This is a genomic window from Defluviicoccus vanus (assembly GCF_014672695.1).
In the GTDB taxonomy this organism is placed as follows: Bacteria; Pseudomonadota; Alphaproteobacteria; order Rhodospirillales; family Defluviicoccaceae; genus Defluviicoccus; species Defluviicoccus vanus.
In genome coordinates this window covers 804,052-822,242 of the sequence record NZ_CP053923.1, presented here as the reverse complement: position 1 = coordinate 822,242, position 18,191 = coordinate 804,052, and the positions used below count along the sequence as shown (strand labels likewise).

The following is an 18,191-nucleotide window of genomic DNA, read 5'->3' as shown; positions in this document are numbered from 1 at the left end:
GGCGCAGAGTTTGTTCGTGGTCACCAAGGAAGGGCGGAAATTTGCCGTCGCCTCGCTGCTGGTCAAGCACGATGCGGGTGTCCGCGACGCGTTCACTCTGAAGAAGCTGTCGCGCGCCGATGTCACCGCTTTCCTCGACGAGGCGGCGGACAATATCGATCTGTATCCGGTTTCGCATGACCATCTGGCGGCAACAATCCGCCACTTTCTCGCCGTGACCGGCAGCACCAAGGCGCTGCCGCCCTTCGGCCTGCTAGACGTGGCGGAAACCGTTGGCGTCAGCGATCTCAACCCGCAGTATCGGGAGCTGGAGCCACTGATCGCCTCCTTGTGCGAACAGATCGATGCGAGTGATCTCGATGCCCGCGGCGTCAGCCGGCTGATCAAGCGTAGCGCCCGCTGGTCGGAATCCTATCCGTTCATCGACAGCTGGTTTGAGGCGAACGGGGCGATCGATGCCTTGCTGACCGCTGATCCGCCGCCGACAGGCGAACCGACCGATATTGTGCTGCACAATTACCTGCCGCGAGNNCGCCGTCGCTATTGGGCGGAAATCTTCGCTTGGTCGGCGCTGGTGTTACGCCAGGCCGGTTCCGGCACCGGCTGGGAGGAATTCACGGTGGTCGCGCGTGAACTGCTCGCCGGGCGGGATCTGGCGTCGATACCGATCATGACGATGATTGCGTCGGTCTCGGCCGACGTCTACCAGGAGGGGCTGGGCGACGACGATTAAGCGGAAGCTCACCGCTACCGCTCACCTGCGTTGCGATGCCGAGGACGCAGATCGGGGTGTACGTCCGTAATGTTTCGTTTCATCCATGCCGCTGACATCCACCTCGACAGTCCGCTGCGTGGGCTGAGCGCCCATGAGGGGGCGCCGGTGGCGACGCTGCGGACGGCGACCCGCCTCGCCTTCAGCCGGCTGGTCGATGCGGCGCTGAGTCAATCGATCGATTTTCTCGTTCTTGCCGGCGATCTCTACGACGGCGACTGGCGCGACTACAACACCGGGCTGTTCTTCTGCCGGGAAATGGGCCGGCTCAATCGCGCCGGCATTCCGGTATTGGTCGCTTATGGGAATCACGACGCCGAAAGCGAGATCAGCAAGCGGTTGCCGCTGCCGGAAAACGTCCGGGTGTTCTCCACCCGGGCGGCGGAAACGGTTCGCCTCGAAGGGTTGCGCGTTGCCGTGCACGGGCGCAGCTTCAAGGAGGCGGTGACGACCGAGAACCTGGTACCGGGTTATCCCGCGCCGCTGCCGGGATGGGTTAACATTGGCCTTCTCCATACCGCCCTCGAAGGCAATGCGGCGCATGCGACCTACGCCCCGTGCAGCCTCGCCGAACTGTGTGCCCACGGCTACGACTATTGGGCGCTCGGCCACGTGCACGAATACGCGGTGCTGAGCGAGGATCCATGGGTGGTTTATCCCGGCAATCTGCAGGGACGGCACGTCCGCGAGTGCGGCCCGCGCGGCGCCGTCCTCGTTAGCGGCGAGGCGGGGCGGATCGGTATCGAGCGGCTGATCGATGTGGTGCGTTGGAATCATCTGCGGGTGGACGTGAGCGACAGGGCGTCGTTCGACGCGGTGGTCGATGCGGTGGGGACGGCGCTGGCGCGGTTGCGCGACGCGGAGGGTGACGAGCGGCCGTTGCCGGTGCGGATCAGCCTTTTCGGGCAAACGGCGGCGCATGGGGCGCTCTTCGGCCTCGAAAGGCAGTTGCGCGCCGAGATTGCCGCGCGTGCCGCCGGCTTGGTGAGCGAGCAGCTGTGGGTGGAGCGCGTCGTCATCGAAACCTCGCCACCGGCCGCGGCGCTTGCGGGTCGCGGCGATGCGCTCGCCGACCTGCAGGCGTTTCTCGATGCGGCACCCGAGGATGCGGATCTGCGGCAGGAGATCACCGCGGTGCTGCAGGACTTCATCGCCAAGGCGCCACACGAGTTGTTGCAGGCGCTGCCGGAACTGGAGCCGATCCGCCAGGGCGAAATCGAGCCGTTGATCCGCCGGGTGGCGCCGGCGTTGCTGGCGCGGATCGCCACTGGCGATTAGCGCCCGGCCGGCTGTCCCGCGGGTGGGGGAGGAGGGGGAGAATGAGACTCGATCGCCTCGAGCTGACGCGCTTCGGCAAGTTCTCCGATTGCGACATCGAGCTGCCGGCGGGCGAGCCAGACCTGCACCTGATCATCGGCCGCAACGAGGCCGGCAAATCGACCTTGCGTGCCGCGCTCGTCGATCTGCTGTTCGGCATCGAGGCCCGCTCGGCGTATAATTTCATCCATCCATACAGCGACATGTGCCTGGGGGCGGTCGTTACCCACGACGATGAGCGGCTCGCTTTCCGCCGTCTGAAGCGCAACCGCGACAGCCTGCGCGACGCGGGCGACCGGCCGCTCGCCGATGAGCGGCTGGCCGCGTTCCTCGGTCCGGTCGATCGCGCGTTTTTCGAACGGATGTTCGCCCTCGACCGTCGCCGGCTTGAAGAGGGCGGTGTTGAGATCCTCAAAGCGAAGAACGATCTCGGCCGGATGCTGTTCGAGGCTTCGGCCGGGCTTGCCAGCCTTGGCCCGCTGCGCCAAGCGTTGGAGGTGGAAGCCGATGCGCTTTGGGGGCCACGTAAGAAGCAGTCGCGCGCCTATACCGTGGCCCTCGCCAAGTTCGACGAGGCTGGCCGCCGGCGGCGCGAGACGATGGTCCGCGCCCGCGATTGGCAGCAGGCGGCAAGAGCCGTCGAGGAAGCCGGCGCGGCGTTGGACGAGGCCGTTCGCCATCATCAACAGCTGGAGACGATGCGGGCGCGGCTCGATCGGGTGCGCCGGGTGGCGCCGCACTTGAGGGCGCGCGACGAGCGGCTGGCCGATCTGGCCGCTCTCGGCGCGGTAGTCCGGCTTCCGACGGACGCCGAAGTGGCGCTGAGGGCGGCCGAGGCGACACTCGCGGCGCAAGCGACGGTGATCGTCCAGCAAGAGGCGCTGATCGCCAAGGCGGAGGCGCAGCAGGACGGCATCGTCGTCGATCAGCCTGTCCTTGGTCGGCGCGAGGCGATCCTTCGCCTTGGCGAGGACCGGAACCGGGTCCGTGATCATCCCGCCGACATCGAGAAGCAACAGGCTCGCTTGCTGGATTTTCGCGGCAATGTGGACAGTATCGTCCGCGAACTAGGCTGGAGTGCCACGAGCGAGGAGGAACTGGCGCAACGCCTGCCAACGCGGTTGCTGCGTGCCGAGGTGCAGGATCTGCTCAAGCGCCACGCCGGCCTTGCCGAGGCTGAACGGCTGTCGGCGGACGCAGTGACCGCGCTGCGGCGCGAACTCGTCGCGCTTGACCAGACACTGGCGACGTTGGTGGAGCGGGTGGTGCCTGCCGAGGTGACGACGGCGCTGCGGCAGGTGCGGGCGCTGGGCGACATCGCGGCGCGACGGGGTGACCTGACGGCGACGCTGGAGGCGGTGCAGCGACGGTTGGCCGCATCGCTGGCTGACCTCGCCCCCTGGAGCGGCGACGTCGCTGCCTTGCGCCGGCTGCAGCTGCCGGAAGCGGAGGTGGCGCAGGCGCAGCTGCAGCGCGAGGGTGAGATCGGCGATCGACTGCGGACGCTGCAGGCGCAGGGGCGCGACGCGGCGCAGGCGCTGGAACTCCTGCGCTTGAGCGAAGAACAGATCCGCCGCGTCCGCCAGCCGGTCACCGCCGAAGCGATCACCGCCGCTCGCGCCGAGCGCGATGCGCGGTGGGCGGAGATCCGCGAGGGGCGGATCGCCCCGGTGATGGCCGCCGCTGACTACCAAGGCAAGGTTGCCCACGCCGACGAGCTCGCCGACCGGCGCTATCTCGCCGCGGCGGATGCGGAAAAGCTGGAACAGGTGCGCGCCCAGATCGAGCAGGGCGAGCTGAAACAGCGGCAGCTCGATGCGGATCGGATTACGGCCGAGGCCGAGCGCGACCGGTTGGCCGAACGCTGGCAGGCGAGCCTGCCCCAGGAATTGGCGGGGCTAACCGTCGCATCATTGCCCGGCTGGCGCGATCGCCGCCGCCGCGCTCTCGACGATGGGGATCAGCTCGTCGAGGCGGGGGATGCCGTCAACCGTTTCGAAGCGAGCGTTGTGGCGGCGACGTCGGCCCTCGNNGGGCGGCCCTTGCCGAGGCCGGCGCTGCTCCCGCCGCCGAGCCGCCGCTATCCGGCCTNNGCTCACCGCGGCGGAGGCATTTGTTGCCGCGGCGGAGAAGCAACGAACCCGGCGCGAGGAACTCTCGAAGCAGCGGGAGAAGCTGGCGCGCNNCAGCGGGACGAGCAGGAGGCGAAAGCAGCGAAGGCAGCAGCGGCGATGGCCGACTGGCGCGATCGCTGGGCGGACCAGCTCATCGCCATCCACCTGAGCGCGGATCTCGGCCCCGCCGCGGTCGAGGAGGCGCTCGACCTGCACACCAGGCTTGCGAAAACGCTGGATGCCATTGACGACCTCAAGCGTGCCCGCATCGCCACCATGCAGCGCGACCTCAATGCCTATGCGGCGGCAGCAGCGACGCTTGCCGCCGAGCTTGCCCCCGACCTTGCGGGCCAACCGGCAGATAGCGTGGCAATCGCCCTCGCGCATCGCCTGGACGAGGCGGAAAAGGCCAGGGAACGACTGCAGCGGGCGATCGCCGACCGGGCCGAGGCGATGAAGCTGTTGGCCAAGGCCGATGAGTCGCGGCAGCAGGCGGAAGCGACGCTGCAGCCGTTTGCCGCGCGTGCCGGTACGACGAGCCTCGAAGAGCTGCGCACCGCCATTGCGCGTTCGACGCACGCAGCAGGGCTTGATACGGCGATCACTGCGGCAGCCCGGCAGATCCTCGAAAACGGCGACGGCCTGTCGCTGACCGATCTGGAGGCCGAGGTGGCGGCCGAGGATCTGCTGACGATCGGCGCCCGCCTGGCCGAAATCGAGGCCCAGCGGGAGGCGGCAAGGGCGGCGCGCGAGGAGCGGCGGTTGGCAGTGGATGCGGCGTCGCGCCAGCTTGCCGCCATCGATGGCGCTTCGACGGCGGCGGAGGCGGAAGCCGTCCGCCAGGAGGCGCTGGCCGAAATGGCGATGGCGAGCGAGCGCTATCTCACCGTTTTCGTCGCCTCGAAGCTGCTCGGCTGGGCGATCGACCGCTTTCGCGCCGAAAAGCAGGACCCGTTGCTGCGGCGGGCCGGCGATATCTTTCGCGGGCTCACCCTCGATCTGTTTGCCGCCCTGACGGTGGACTACGACGGTGAGGCGCCGCTGCTGATGGGCCGCCGCGGCGACGGCAGCCACGTCGGCGTCGATGGGATGAGCGAGGGGACCCGCGATCAGCTCTATCTGGCGCTGCGGCTGGCGGCGATCGAACTTCACCTGGCGCGCAGCCGGCCGCTGCCGTTCATCGCCGACGATCTGTTCGTCAATTTCGACGATGCCCGCGCCGCTGCCGGCTTTCGGGCGCTCGCCGAACTGGCCGGCCAGACGCAGGTGATCTTCCTCAGCCATCACGAGCACCTGGTCGAGGTGGCCAGGGGTGCCATCGGCGAAGGGATGCGAATTACCACCCTTTAGGCCGGCGGCTTAGGCGCGCCTTGTGCCCTACGGCCGGCCGTAGCGGATCATCGTCAGCATCAGCCAGCCGAGAAGGGCGCCGTTCAGCAGGTGCCAGAGAAAGTGCGTTCCCAGCGGCCAGGCGGCGCAGAGCGGCTGATCGGCCGTTCGGAAGCCGAGGGAGACGACAAACAGCAGCGCGGCACCGGCCATCGCCCGCGCTGCCGGCTGCCGGCGTCGCCATAGCAGCGCGGCGACAACGAACAGCGCCGCCAGCGCCGGCAGGTAGCCGACGCCGTTGCCGATCGTATTGCCAACGGCCTGCTGCGCCGCCCAGGCGAAGGGCCGGGCAGCCAACACGAACAGGGTGCCGATGGCGAGGCTGCCCAGCCAGCCGAGGTCGAAGAAGCGGCGCATCGCCAGCACCAAGTAGGCGACGATGAATAGCAGGATCGGCAGCTGGTCGGCGACAGCGGCCCAGCGGGTGGCGAAGGTATGGAACAGAAACGAGCCAACACCGATCGCCGTCGTCAGCGCGATCAGCAGCGCCATGCCGGCATCGAGGCGGCCGGCGCGGCGGGCGGCAAGAACGGCGAGGACGGCGGCGAGCAGGAACGCGGCGTTGGTGAGGGCGTTGACCGGCTCTGACCAGAAGCTGAAATCGGTCCGCTCGCAGTATGCCTTGACCTGCGCCGACCAGTCTTCCGCGCTCATGGTCTCCACCCACCGGTCATTCGTTGCGCAGCACCGACGCCGCGGTCTGGCCGAGGCGTCGCCAGGTACCCACGAAGCCGAGCACAAGGGTGATGGTAATGCCGGCGCCGACAGTGGCGGCGATCACGCCGCCGGCGACCGACCACTCCAGGCGCATCAGCCAGACGGTGACCGCCCAGGCGACGGCGGTGCCGAGACCGGCGGCGATCGCCGCGGTGATGAGACCGAGCAGGCCATATTCAACGAGGTACTGGGCGGCGATGCGGCCGCGGTGGCGCCCAGCACCCTTGAACAGCACCGCCTCGTAGGTGCGGCGGTGGCGGTCGGCAGCGATCGCCCCCGCCAGCACCAGGGCGCCGGCGAGCAACGTGACCGCGGCGACGACACGGACGCCGAAGCCGATGCGGCGCATCAACTGGGCGACGGTCTCGATCGCATCGCGAGTGCGAATGGCGGTGACGTTGGTGAACTTGGCGGCGACCGCCCGCTGCAGTGCCGGCTCGACGGCGACCGGGGCTTCGACGGCGGCGACGTGGGTGTGCGGTGCGCCCTCCAGGGTGCCCGGCGCGAAGATGATGGCGAAGTCGAAGGGCACGGCGCGCCACTCGATCCGGCGCAGCGAGCCGATCTGCGCCTCGATGTCGCGGCCGAGGATGTTGAGGGTTAGCGTATCGCCGACGCCGACGCCGAAGCCCTTGGCGAGGCCGGCATCGAAGGAGATCAGCGGCGGCCCGGCGTAGTCGGCTTGCCACCACCTGCCGGCGACGATGTCGGCGCCTTCGGGCGGCGCAGTNGCGGCGAAGGTCAGCGCCCGGTCGCCGTCGATGGCCCAGCGGGAGTCAGCGGCAACCGTTGCTGCCTCCACTGGGGTGCCGTTGATACGGACGATCCGGCCGCGCAGCATCGGCACCCGGCGCATTTCGCTGACGCCGGCAACGCGGGCAACGGTGGCATCGAAGGCCGTCGCCTGATCGTCCTGGATGTCGATGAAAAANAANGCCGGCACCGTCTGCGGCAGCCGTTCACCGATCTGGGCGCGCAGGTTGCTGTCGATCAGCGCCACGGCGACGAGGACGGTGAGGCCGGCACCAAGGGAGGTGACGACGGTTGCCGTCGGCGCTCCTGGCCGCTGCAGCGCATCGATGGCGAGACGGACGATGGCATGGCGGGCGCGTGGCAGCCGCTGCGCAGCGCCGGTGACTGCCCAGGCAGCGCCGCGCAAGATCAACAGAACGGCGATGGCGCCGGCGACGAAGATGACGCCGAACAGCCTGTCATGGGCGGTGAAGACGACGAGCCCGGCCAACGCCGCGCTGCTGACAATGGTGGCGACCAAGGTGAGCCGGCGCGGGCGGCCGCCGGTGGTGACGACGGTCTGGCGGAACAGATTGGCGGCCGGCACCTCGCGGGCACGGCCCAAGGGCCACAGCGAAAAGGTGAGCGCGGTGAGGAGGCCGAGTGCTGCAGCGGCACCGAGCGCTGCGGGATAGATGCCGACGCTGATCGGCACCGGCAGCAAGGGGCGTACCGCCTCGATGGCGACTAACGGCAGCAGCGCACCGAGGACGACGCCCACGGCGGTGCCGAGGCCGGCGAGGACGAGGATCTGCAGCAGATAGGTGATCATCACCAGGCTGCCCGACGCACCGAGGCACTTCAGGGTGGCAATGACCGCGGCCTTGCCGTCGAGGTAGCTGCGGACGGCATTGGCGACGCCGAGGCCGCCGATCAGGAGTGCAGTCAGGCCGGCGAAGCCGAGGAACATGGCGAGCCGTTCGACAAAGCGTTCGATCCCCGGCGCCGCGTCCGCAATGCTGCGGATCTGCCAGCCGCCTTGTGGAAAGGCGGCACGGGCCGCAGCGGCCCAAGTAGCGGGATCGCTGCCAGTGGGATCGCTGCCAGTGGGACCACTGCTTGTGGGCAGCAGGATACGCGCCGTGTGGCGCAACAGGCTGCCCGGCTGCACCAGCCCGGTGGCGGCGAGGGCATCGCTGGCGATCATCAGCCGTGGGCCGAAGGTGGCTACACTGGCGACGCGGTCGGGTTCGCGGACGATGCTGGCGCGCAGCTCGAAAGTGGCCTCGCCGACGCGGAGCCGCTGCCCAGGCGCGAGGCCGAGCCGATCCAAGAGGTCGGGATCGGCAACGGCGCCCCATACGCCGGCGCGCTGGGCAAGCAGCGGCTGCAGCGAGGCAGCCGGGTCGAGCGCCACCTCACCGAGGAGCGGGTAGGCGGCATCCACTGCCTTCAGTTCCACCATCGCTGGCAAGGCATCGCCGATCTCCGCGCGAGCCATCGCCCGCATCTCCACCGTCCGCGCCAGCCGGGCAGAATGGGCCTGCAGGAAGGTGGTTTCGTCGGCGGTGAAGGGGCGCTGGACCAGCCGCACGTCGATGTCGCCGCCAAGAAGCACCCGCGCATCGGCAGCGAGTGCTTTGGTGATCGCTTCGCTGACAGTGCTGACTGCGGCGATAGCGGCAACGCCGAGGGCGAGGCAGGCGAGGAAGATGCGAAAGCCGGCGATGCCGCTGCGCAGTTCGCGCCAAGCCAGCCGTCCGGCCAGCCACCAGTTGCCACGCATGTCGCTGCTGCTGCCCGTCATGCGGCGGAAGAGGCCGGTGTGGTGGCGCGGCGGCGATTGCCGCTGATGCGGCCGTCGCGGATCTCGACGATGCGGTCGCAGGCTTCGGCCAGCGCCGGATCGTGGGTGATCAGCAGCAGCGTCGAGCGGCTGCGGCGCTGCAGGTCGAACAGCAGCTGCATCACCGCGGCACCGGTGGCGGCATCGAGATTACCGGTGGGCTCGTCGGCCAGCAGCACCCGCGGTTCACCGACGAATGCACGGGCAAGCGCCACCCGCTGCTGCTCGCCGCCGGAGAGTTGCGACGGGTAATGCCGGGTGCGTGCGGCGAGTCCGACGGCGGCCAGCCCCTCGCCGGCGTGTACCAAGGCATCGGCGGCGCCCGCCAGTTCCAGCGGCAATGCGACGTTTTCGATCGCCGTCATCGTCGGCACCAAGTGGAAATTCTGAAAGACGATGCCGACATGATCGCGACGGAAGCGGGCGAGCGCATCCTCATCGAGGGCGGTGATGTCGCGGCCGGCGACGTCGATGCAGCCGCGGCTGACCCGTTCGAGGCCGGCGATTACCATCAGCAGGCTGGTCTTCCCCGACCCGGAGGGGCCGACGAGACCGATCCGCTCGCCGGCGGCCAGTTCGAGATCAATGCCGCGGAGAATGGAAACCGTGCCGGCGGCACTCGCAAGGCTGAGATGCACATCGGTGAGCCGGACGGCCGGAACAGGAGTTGCCAATGACGTCACGACGATTGCCTTCTCCCAATAACCCGTCGGCCAAGTCTCCAGCCAAGTCCTTTGGCGGATATGGCTGCCGGGCGTGGGCGATCAATGCCGCTGTCGCAGGCGTGATCCTGGCGATGGCCTTCGCTTGGCCAGGGAAGGGCGCTGCCGTGGCCGAGCCGATCCGCCTCCTCGCTTTCGGTGACAGCCTGACCGCCGGCTACGGCCTGGCGCCGGCGGACGCGTTCCCGGCGCAACTGCAGCGAGCGCTGCAGGCGAAGGGGTTGACGGTCGAGGTGATCAACGGCGGCGTCTCCGGTGATACCACTGCTGGCGGCCGCAACCGCCTCGCCTGGACGCTGGGCAGCGGCGACGCGGCCCAACCCGCTGCTGCCATCGTCGAACTGGGCGGCAACGATGCCCTGCGCGGTCTTGACCCCGAGGCGGCACAGGCCAACCTGGATGCGATCCTGGCCGAGCTGCAGCGTCGCCGGGTCCCGGTATTGCTGGCCGGCATGTACGCGCCGCCCAACCTTGGCGCCGACTATACGCGACGGTTCAAGGCCATCTATCCGCGGCTGGCCGAGAAATACGGTGTTCGCCTCTACCCGTTCTTCCTCGACGGCGTCGCCGGCGTCCCCGGCATGACGCAGCCGGACGGCATTCATCCCACCGCCGCTGGTGTCACCGAGATCGTCCGCCGCATCACCCCAGACGTGGTCGAACTGCTGCGCATCGCCGCGGCGAAGGGAGTGAAATAAGGGCAACGGCGAGCGTCGAGCCGCCTTAAGTCTGGGCGCGCAGCATGAACCAGCCGACGGCGGCGGCGAAGGACAGCAGCGTCATCGGGATGCCGCAGCGGGCGTGCTGCCAAAACCCGAGTACCACGTTTTCCTGCCATGCACGTTCGACGACGATGATGTTGGCGAGGCTGCCGACGATGAGCAGGTTGCCGGCGAGGGTCGATAGCACCGCCAGCATGGTAAGCGCCTCGGGCGGCAGGTCGGGGACCACGGCGAGCAGGAGGAGCACGGTCGGCACGTTGCCGATGGAATTGCTGCCGAAGAGCGTCAGCGGCGCCAGAACGGCGAAGCTCGCCGGATCGAGGCCGGCGGCGCGAAGGTCGCCGAGGAGGGACGCCGGCAGGCCGGTGACGCCGAGGGCGGCGGTTACGATGAACAGACCGCAGAACAGCACCAGCAGATGCCAGTCGACGAGAGCCAGCACCTCACGGGTGGCGAAGCGGCGACTTATCAACAGTATGCCGGCGATGATGAGGACGGCGATGGCGTGCGCCACGTGGAGGGCAAACATCGCCAGCATGGCAAGCGTCAACAGACTGGCCTTGGCAAGACCGAAGCGGTCGATCTGCGGCGATGTCAGCGTCGCTTCCTCCTTTGCGGTGGCCTGAAACCGCCGTCGCCACTGCCACCAGACGACGCCGAAGACGCAGGCGAGCGCGAAGAGGGCGGGTGGGGCGCAGACGGTGAAGAACGGCCAGAAGTCGAGGCTGCCCACCTGGCCGATGAGGATGTTCTGCGGATTGCCGATCACCGTCGCTGCCGAGCCGGCGTTGGCGGCGCCGGCGAGCGCGATCAGGTACGGTCGCGGGTCGAGCCGCCGCCGTACCAGGCCGCGCACCAGCATTGGCGTCATCGCGAAGACGACGATGTCGTTGGCGAGGACGGCGGACAGCGCGCCGGCGACCGCGACCGTCAGCGCCAGGATCGCTGCAGGCGAGGCGTCGGTGGCGGCGATCCTCGCCGAGCACCAGTCGTAAAAGCCGCAGGCGGCGAATTGGGCGGAGAGGATCATCAGCCCGAACAGGACGAGCAGGGTTGGCAGGTTGATCGCCGCCAGCGCCGCCCCGCCACTGACGATCCCGGATGCGCATAGGACAATGGCGCCGAGCAAGGCGATGCCGGTGCGGTCGATCTTCAGCCCCGGCCAGCGGCCGAGCGCCATGCCGATATAGACGGCAACGAAGACGGCGACGACGAGGGCGCTGGTTTCGGTCATCCAGGCATCGCTTCCGGCAAGGGCGGGGCGACGTTGCTTACCACAACCGTTGCGGCTGCGCCGCCAGAGAGACGCCGCCCGACAAATACCGACGCACCGGTGCAGCTCATTTTGACCGCTCCCTCACCCTGCCCCCTCCCGCAAGCGGGAGAGGGTGGCGCGGGTGCGCCGGGTAAAGGACCTTAGGTCGTGTCTAAAGGATGAAGTCGCTGGCGACCCACGCGGCGGCGCTGGTGTTCTTCACCAGGATCTCGAAGTCGGCGACACCATCGCCGGTAACATCGCCCTGGATCAGGCTGTCGGCGCCGCCGTTAGCTGCCACCGCGTGCAACTGCCCGGCAACGCCGGTGAATGGCCCGATGCCGATGAAGGTGAACGCCTGATCGCCGGCAACACCGATGTTGGCATCGATCGCTCCGAGGTCGATCCAGTCACCGGCCGCTGCGCCGACGCCGGTAAAGTCGAGAATGGTATCGTGGGTGTCGCCTACGCGAGAGTCGAAGCCCCACGGCAAGATGAAGGCATCGTTACCCGCACCGCCGCGGAGAAGATCACTGCCTTGACCGCCGGATAGGGAGTCATTACCGGCGCCGCCAAAGAGTGTATCATCGCCGTCGTCGCCGTAAAGAGAATTGCTGCCGGCATCCCCGGTCAGCGTGTCGTTGTGGACGGAGCCCGAGAGCGCTTCGACTCCACGCAGGACATCCGTTCCGTCGCCGAGCGTATTTTGCGCTCCGACAATGGCGAGCGAAACGTTCACAGCCGCCTGCGCCGACCCATAGTAGGCGGTGTCGTAGCCGTCGTCGCCGTCGATCACGTCGTCACCGCTGGAGCCCCCAGGTTATCGTTCCCCACGCCGCCAAGAAGCGTGTCGTTCTGGGTGCCACCGTACAGCACGTCATCGCCCGTGCCACCGACGAGGCTGTCGCTGCCGGTGCCGCTCGATAGCATGTCGTCTCCCGCACCGCCGATCAGGGTGTCACCGCCCGAGCCGCCCAACAACTGATCGTTGCCCGCACCGCCATCCAGGTGATCGTCGCCGTTTTCGCCAATCAGATAGTCGTTGCCATCGCCGCCGAACAATGCGTCCGCGCCATCTTTGCCGTAGAGGAAATTGGCCCCGTCATCACCGCTCAGCGTGTCAGCGAAGGCGGACCCGCTGAGAACTTCGATTCCGTACAGAACATCCGTTCCGGCGCCGAAAGTGTTCTGCGGCCCATTCACCGCCAGGGAGACGCAGACACCAGCGGTCGCCGTACCGTAATCCACCTGATCCTGGCTCACACCACCGTACAGCGTGTCGTTACCGGCGCCGCCAACCAGCGTATCGGCGCCTACCCCGCCGCTCAGGCTGTCATCGCCGGCGCCGCCGGTCAGCAGATCGCTGCGGTCTCCGCCATCGAGACTGTCGTTGCCGTCGCCGCCATCGAGCATGCAGCTCGGCGCCGAGCCACCGTCGAGGTGGTCGTTGCCAGCTCCACCACTGAGGCTGACCCGCAACGTCCCGCCGCCGGTCAGCGTGTCGCTATAAGCCGAGCCGATGATCTCGTGGACATCGATCAGGCTATCCTTCCCGGCACCGAGCGTATCCTGCGGTTGTTGAATGGCGAGCGAGACCCTGACGCCGGCGGTGGCCGCAGCGTAGGAGACGAGGCCGCTGATCAACGTGTCATTGCCGGCGCCGCCCTCCAGGCTGTTATGGCCGCCTCTCCCGTCGAGGTAATTGTCGCCCGCGTCGCCGATGAGGGTGTCGTCATAGGCGGAGCCGATGATACCTTCGACGCGGACCAAGGCATCGGTACCGGCGCCCAACGTGTTCTGCGACCCGGCCACGGCGAGGGAAACCGCGACCCCGGCGGCGGCGGCCGAATAGTCCGCCCTATCGGTACCGTCACTGCCATCCAGCGTATCGTTGCCGATGCTGCCGTCGAGGGTGTCGTTGCCGGCGCCGCCGATCAGTGAATCGTCACCGCTGCCGCCGCTGACGCTGTCGTCGCCGGCACCGGCGCGTACGCTGTCGTTGCCGTCGTCGCCGCTGATCCGGTCGTTGCCGCCGCCACCGTTGAGGCTGTCGTCGCCGAGACCGCCGGCGAGGGTGTCATTGCCGTCGTCGCCAAACAGGGTGTCGTTGCCGGCATCACCCAAAGCCGAATCGTTTCCCTGGAGCCCCCAGGCCAGATCGTTGTCGTCGCCGCCGACCACCGTATCGTTGCCGATGCCGCCGCACATGGTATCGTTGCCGGCGCCGCCGTCGAGCGAGTCGTCGCCGCTCGATCCGGCGAGCCTGTCGCCGGCACCCAGTCCGACGATGGTGTCGTTGCCGGCGAGACCGTTCAGCGTGTCGGCGCCATTCGTTCCCAGCAACGAGTCGTCGCCCGGTCCTGCCGGCAAGCCGAGGAAATCGTCGGGCGTCAGGGTCGCGAGCGTCGCACCGATGACGGTGATCACGTCGCCGTTGGGCAGACGGAGGGCGACGCCGCCGCTGACCGCGGTCCGCACGATATCGTCCCATGTCACGTGATAGGCCGCGAGATCGATCAGGTCAGCGCCGTCGGTGAAATCGGCGACGCGGGCGCTGTCGCCGCCGCTGCCGGGCTCGAAGCGGAACACGTCGTTGCCGCTGCCGCCGGTAAGCGTGTCGTTGCCGGTGCCGGCGATGAGTGTCTCGCTGCCGTCGCCGCCGATCAGGCTGTCGTTGCCGACGCCGCCGTCGATGGAAGCGGTAACGCCGGTCGCGGCCGACCCGCTGAGGGTATCGTCGCCGGCATCCCCCAACAGGCGGACAACGCTGCCATAGTAATATGCCTGCCCCGCGCCGACGATACTGTCGTCGCCGTCGCCGCCGGTGATCGTGATGTGGATGCCGGAGCCGGTCAGCGTGTCGTTTCCCGCCCCGCCGTCGAGCGAGACCCAGCCTTCCCCATTCACCTCGAAGTAGCCACCGCTGGCGGCGACATGATCATCACCGTCGCCGCCGTGAACGACGATGGTGCCGCCGGATGTGACCATGACACCATCGATGGTGTCATTGCCGGCGCCGCCGTCGATCGACATGTCAGTGCCGTAGTGACGACCGGTGAGGCTGTCGTTGCCGTCACCCCCGTCGACGCTCGTCGCCTCGGCGTAGGGGGTTTGCCAGGCGATGGTGTCGTTGCCATCGCCACCGATGACGGCATTGGCGTCGTTGCCGGTGATGCTGTCGTTGCCGTCGCCGCCATAAACGGAGACGCGACCTTTGCCGTGGTCGAGGCGGGTGTGGCCGGAGCCCGTGATGGTGTCGTTGCCGCTATCGCCGAAGATCTCCACCACCGCAACTGTGGTATATTCGGTGATGCCGCCGGACAAGCTGTCGTTGCCGGCGTCGCCGGAAATGACGACGTGGCCGGAGGCGGTGACGGCGATGGTGTCGTTGCCGCCACCGCCGGCAATACGACCGTCGCTCAGTAACATCTGGAAGCCGCTCGCCCCGCCGATGCGGTCGTTGCCGTCGTCGCCGGTGATCTCCTCGTTGCCTCCCGACAGCAGGATCGTGTCGTTGCCAGCGCCACCGGAAACTGTGCCACCAGCGGTGAGGGAGTCATTCCCCGCACCGCCGAAAACGGCGCCGTAGCCGTAGATCGTGTCGTTGCCGTCGCCGCCGTCGATGGTATCGTTGCCGCCACCGCCGTGGATGGTATCGTTGCCGCCGCCACCGTCGATGCTATCGGCGGCGACGGAGGGAAAACTGCCGGGCGGGGTGCGGGTGACCGTCGCCGATACGACGGTCGGGGTGATGCTTTCGTTGGCGTCGGTGCCGATGAATGTGGCCATGGCCGCTTCCTCCCACACTGCGGGAGGCGCCAGTTAAAATTACCCCCTCCCCGAATATCCCTAAAAAATTGTAGCCGGTGTACACTTAAGGTCAAAGGAACTTTGTTGACGATTGCGTGGCGCCCCCTGCCACCGTCGCCAGGTCGCTCTCGTCATCAAAACGTCATCCGCCCGTCGCGGCCGGCGGGCTATCGTCGGCGCCAAGCGCCCGTGGGCGCGCTGCCGTGCCATCCGGTCAGAGGACATATCGATGCGTTGCCAGCTCATTGTCGCGGCGGTCGCTGCCACCAACCTTGCCCTGCCGGCATTCGCCGCCGATGCGGCCAAGGTGCAGTCGGTGACCTTCACCCCAACGCCGGCGCCGACGACGCTGGAGGAGATGGCGCAGCCGTTGACCACCTCGAGCGCCGTCATCACCTTCGCCGATGGCACGCGCACCACGGTGCCGCTGCGTTACACCATTCTCTATCGTTCCGGCGATTTTCTTCCCGACTGGTACGGCGGCGCGGTGGTGGACAAGAGCGGCAAGCCGCTCGCCTCGATCAGGACGGCGAAGGGGGCGACGGCCGAGGGGCCGTTCTATGCCTACGCACCCGATGCCAACTCGCTGATCCGCCTCGATGGTGCCAAAATCGAGGCGGTCAAGGGCAACCCGTTGTTCCTCGCCACCCATTTCGAATATCACACCGAGGCGCCGAACGCCGATCCGCTGCAGCCGCCGCTCGACATGTACGGCCAGCTGCCGATGGGGATCGCGCTGGCGACGCTCGACCAGGATCCTGCCACCGGTACCCTCAGCGCAGTAAAGCTGGCGAATGTGGATGCAGCGGCGGTTGCAGGCATCTGGACGCCCTGCGCCGGCTCGCTCAGCCCCTGGAACACCCATCTCGGCAGCGAAGAGTATGAGCCGGATGCGCGGACCTACGAGACCAAGCCGCTCGACGTGATGAACACTTATCTCGGAACCCCCGGCAAGCTGGCAGTCGACGGCGGCGCCAATCCTTACATGTACGGCCACATCACCGAAGTCACGGTGGAGCCTGACGGCTCATCCTCCATCGTCAAGCATTTCGCCATGGGCCGGCTCGCCTTTGAGCTTGCCGATGTCATGCCCGATGGCAAGACCGCCTACATGGGTGACGACGGCGACGATGTCATCCGGCCGATGTTCATCGCCGACAAGCCGGGCGACCTGAGTGCCGGCACCCTCTATGCGGCGAAGTGGGTGCAGAGCTCAGGTGAGGATTTCGGTCGCGCCGACCTGCAATGGATCCGGCTTGGCCATGCGACGGAGGCGGAAATCGTTGCGCTGATCAACAAGGGTATCCGCTTCAGCGACATCTTCGAGGTGGCCGAACCGAAGGACATCAAGGCCGATCCCGCCGCCTACGCCGACATGCGCCCGGTGTTTGCCTACCCGGGGACCGGCGGCGGCAAGGCGACACTGCTGTACCTGAAGCTGAAGCCGGGGATGGAACAGGCGGCGGCTTTCCTCGAGACGCGGCGTTACGCTGCCTATCTCGGCGCCACCACCGAGTTCACCAAGATGGAAGGTCAGGCGCACAACGCCGCCGACAAGACGTTTTACACCGTCATCTCCTACATCCGCGACGGCATGATCGCGGGCAAATCCGGCGATCGGCCGCGCGACGATATTCACTTGGCCGGTGACGAAAAGGACCTCGCCTGCGGTGTCGTCTACAAGAGCAGCATGCGGGGTGGGGTGAAGGACACCGACGGCAAGCCAATCGCCAGCGACTGGGTGGCGGTGAACGCCGCGGCGCTGGTGCATGGGGCGAAGAAGCCGATGGGGCAGAGTGTCGGCGCCTACGACACCTGCGATACGGAGCAGGTTGCCAATCCGGACAATATCAAATACTCGGAGGCGATGCGCACCGTGCTGATCGGTGAAGATTCAAACAACCACCTCAACAATTTCATCTGGGCGGTCGATCCGGCGACTGGGGCGGCGGTCCGTATCTTCAGTGCGCCGGCGGGTGCGGAGAATACCGGTTTGCAGGCGGTCGATGCCGCGAACGGTTTCGCTTACGTCATGGCCAATCTGCAGCATCCGGGGGCAACCGACGAGTTGCAGCGCTATCCGGTGGAGATCGCCCGGCAACTGCGCTCGCTCGTCGATCAGCGCGGCGCTGTCGGTTACCTCGGCCCGCTGCCGGCGATGATGCGGTAGGGGGCGATTGCCTGCCTGCAGCACCGCGATGGCGCAGATGTGAACAGCCGCCGCGGCTCCCGCCGGCGACCTTTGGTCCCCTGCGATCGGCGCTGACTTCAGGCTAGGCCAAGGCTTGGTAAGACGCCGCAATCCTGGATAGGGTTCAGGCGGTCTGAAGCTATGTAGGTAAAGACTCTTGTGGCTGCTGATGAGAAACTCCACTGTCAGCAGTGAAAGTAAAAGTGAAGAACGGCGGCTTTTGCCGCCGTTTTCATTTAATTAATAACGTGCTATTCTGTCTTTAATTGCTATTGATATCTCTAGAAACTTGAAGTTTCTCTGCAATGGCCGGCGATATGCCCATCCTATCCTTGCCTGCTGCATTTACGTTGAAACAGGCACTCTTTTTGCTGTGTCCGCTTGGCCTGACGTGCCGCCACGCTTCAGCCGAATAGTCGACATTTTTGCTTGCAATAGGAAAGGACGTTTGTATGAACCTTTGGCAACAGCACGCTCGCGAACGTTGCGCCGCCAATTGCAACGTCACCTGCATTCGGCTAAACAATCAGCGGCTTACTGACTTGCCTCTCATTCGGGATTGAAATGGTTCGCTTTGGTGTTGCTGCCGTCTTGGCGGTGGTCT

At 67.2% G+C, this 18,191-nt stretch carries 10 protein-coding genes; 4 read left to right on the top strand and 6 right to left on the bottom strand.

Annotated features, from left to right (window positions below):
* Window positions 1-802 precede the first annotated feature (802 nt).
* Together HQ394_RS03665 and HQ394_RS03660 are read left to right on the top strand one after the other, a co-directional pair.
* Window positions 803-2,050, top strand: a complete 1,248-nt coding sequence (locus HQ394_RS03665; protein ID WP_190262070.1) for a metallophosphoesterase family protein — start codon at window positions 803-805, stop codon at window positions 2,048-2,050.
* A 41-nt stretch (window positions 2,051-2,091) separates the two neighbouring features.
* Window positions 2,092-5,553: an ATP-binding protein gene (locus tag HQ394_RS03660; protein ID WP_190262069.1), complete on the top strand. Its 3,462-nt coding sequence runs from the start codon at window positions 2,092-2,094 to the stop codon at window positions 5,551-5,553.
* 27 nt (window positions 5,554-5,580) lie between these two features.
* Here the strand turns inward: HQ394_RS03660 and HQ394_RS03655 are convergent, their stop codons facing one another.
* From HQ394_RS03655 to HQ394_RS03645, 3 genes are all read right to left on the bottom strand, one after another.
* Window positions 5,581-6,246 (bottom strand): ceramidase domain-containing protein, encoded by a 666-nt coding sequence (locus tag HQ394_RS03655; protein WP_190262068.1) that lies wholly within the window; start codon window positions 6,244-6,246, stop codon window positions 5,581-5,583.
* A 16-nt stretch (window positions 6,247-6,262) separates the two neighbouring features.
* Complete coding sequence (locus HQ394_RS03650) at window positions 6,263-8,011, bottom strand: ABC transporter permease (protein WP_456151526.1); 1,749 nt, start codon at window positions 8,009-8,011, stop codon at window positions 6,263-6,265.
* Between the two features lie 833 nt (window positions 8,012-8,844).
* A complete protein-coding gene (locus HQ394_RS03645; RefSeq protein ID WP_190262067.1) occupies window positions 8,845-9,570 on the bottom strand; it encodes an ABC transporter ATP-binding protein in 726 nt (241 codons plus the stop codon).
* Here HQ394_RS03645 and HQ394_RS03640 point away from each other — a divergent pair.
* Complete coding sequence (locus HQ394_RS03640; RefSeq protein WP_317628988.1) at window positions 9,561-10,307, top strand: arylesterase; 747 nt, start codon at window positions 9,561-9,563, stop codon at window positions 10,305-10,307. The two genes, HQ394_RS03645 and HQ394_RS03640, sit on opposite strands and share 10 nt — an antisense overlap.
* Window positions 10,308-10,332: 25 nt before the next feature.
* Here HQ394_RS03640 and HQ394_RS03635 read toward each other — a convergent pair whose 3' ends face one another.
* The 3 genes from HQ394_RS03635 to HQ394_RS03625 all read right to left on the bottom strand — a co-directional run bounded on the left by HQ394_RS03635 (window position 10,333) and on the right by HQ394_RS03625 (window position 15,375).
* Window positions 10,333-11,565 carry an SLC13 family permease gene (locus HQ394_RS03635; RefSeq protein ID WP_190262066.1) on the bottom strand — a complete coding sequence of 411 codons (1,233 nt, stop codon included), beginning with the start codon at window positions 11,563-11,565 and terminating at the stop codon, window positions 10,333-10,335.
* Between the two features lie 193 nt (window positions 11,566-11,758).
* A complete protein-coding gene (locus HQ394_RS03630; protein WP_190262065.1) occupies window positions 11,759-12,382 on the bottom strand; it encodes a calcium-binding protein in 624 nt (207 codons plus the stop codon).
* Entirely contained in the window at window positions 12,379-15,375 is a 2,997-nt protein-coding gene (locus HQ394_RS03625) for a beta strand repeat-containing protein (protein WP_190262064.1), read from the bottom strand. Before HQ394_RS03625 ends, HQ394_RS03630 begins: the two co-directional genes overlap by 4 nt.
* 250 nt (window positions 15,376-15,625) lie before the next feature.
* On the opposite strand from HQ394_RS03625, the gene HQ394_RS03620 reads away from it, so the two are divergent.
* Window positions 15,626-17,566 carry a PhoX family protein gene (locus HQ394_RS03620; protein ID WP_190262063.1) on the top strand — a complete coding sequence of 647 codons (1,941 nt, stop codon included), beginning with the start codon at window positions 15,626-15,628 and terminating at the stop codon, window positions 17,564-17,566.
* Window positions 17,567-18,191: the final 625 nt, after the last annotated feature.

Coding starts and splice junctions, on each gene's coding strand:
- HQ394_RS03665 (WP_190262070.1), top strand. CDS start 803: ATGTTTCGTTTCATCCATGCCGCTGACATCCACCTCGACAGTCCGCTG.
- HQ394_RS03655 (WP_190262068.1), bottom strand. CDS start 6,246: ATGAGCGCGGAAGACTGGTCGGCGCAGGTCAAGGCATACTGCGAGCGG.
- HQ394_RS03640 (WP_317628988.1), top strand. CDS start 9,561: ATGACGTCACGACGATTGCCTTCTCCCAATAACCCGTCGGCCAAGTCT.
- HQ394_RS03635 (WP_190262066.1), bottom strand. CDS start 11,565: ATGACCGAAACCAGCGCCCTCGTCGTCGCCGTCTTCGTTGCCGTCTAT.
- HQ394_RS03625 (WP_190262064.1), bottom strand. CDS start 15,375: ATGGCCACATTCATCGGCACCGACGCCAACGAAAGCATCACCCCGACC.
- HQ394_RS03620 (WP_190262063.1), top strand. CDS start 15,626: ATGCGTTGCCAGCTCATTGTCGCGGCGGTCGCTGCCACCAACCTTGCC.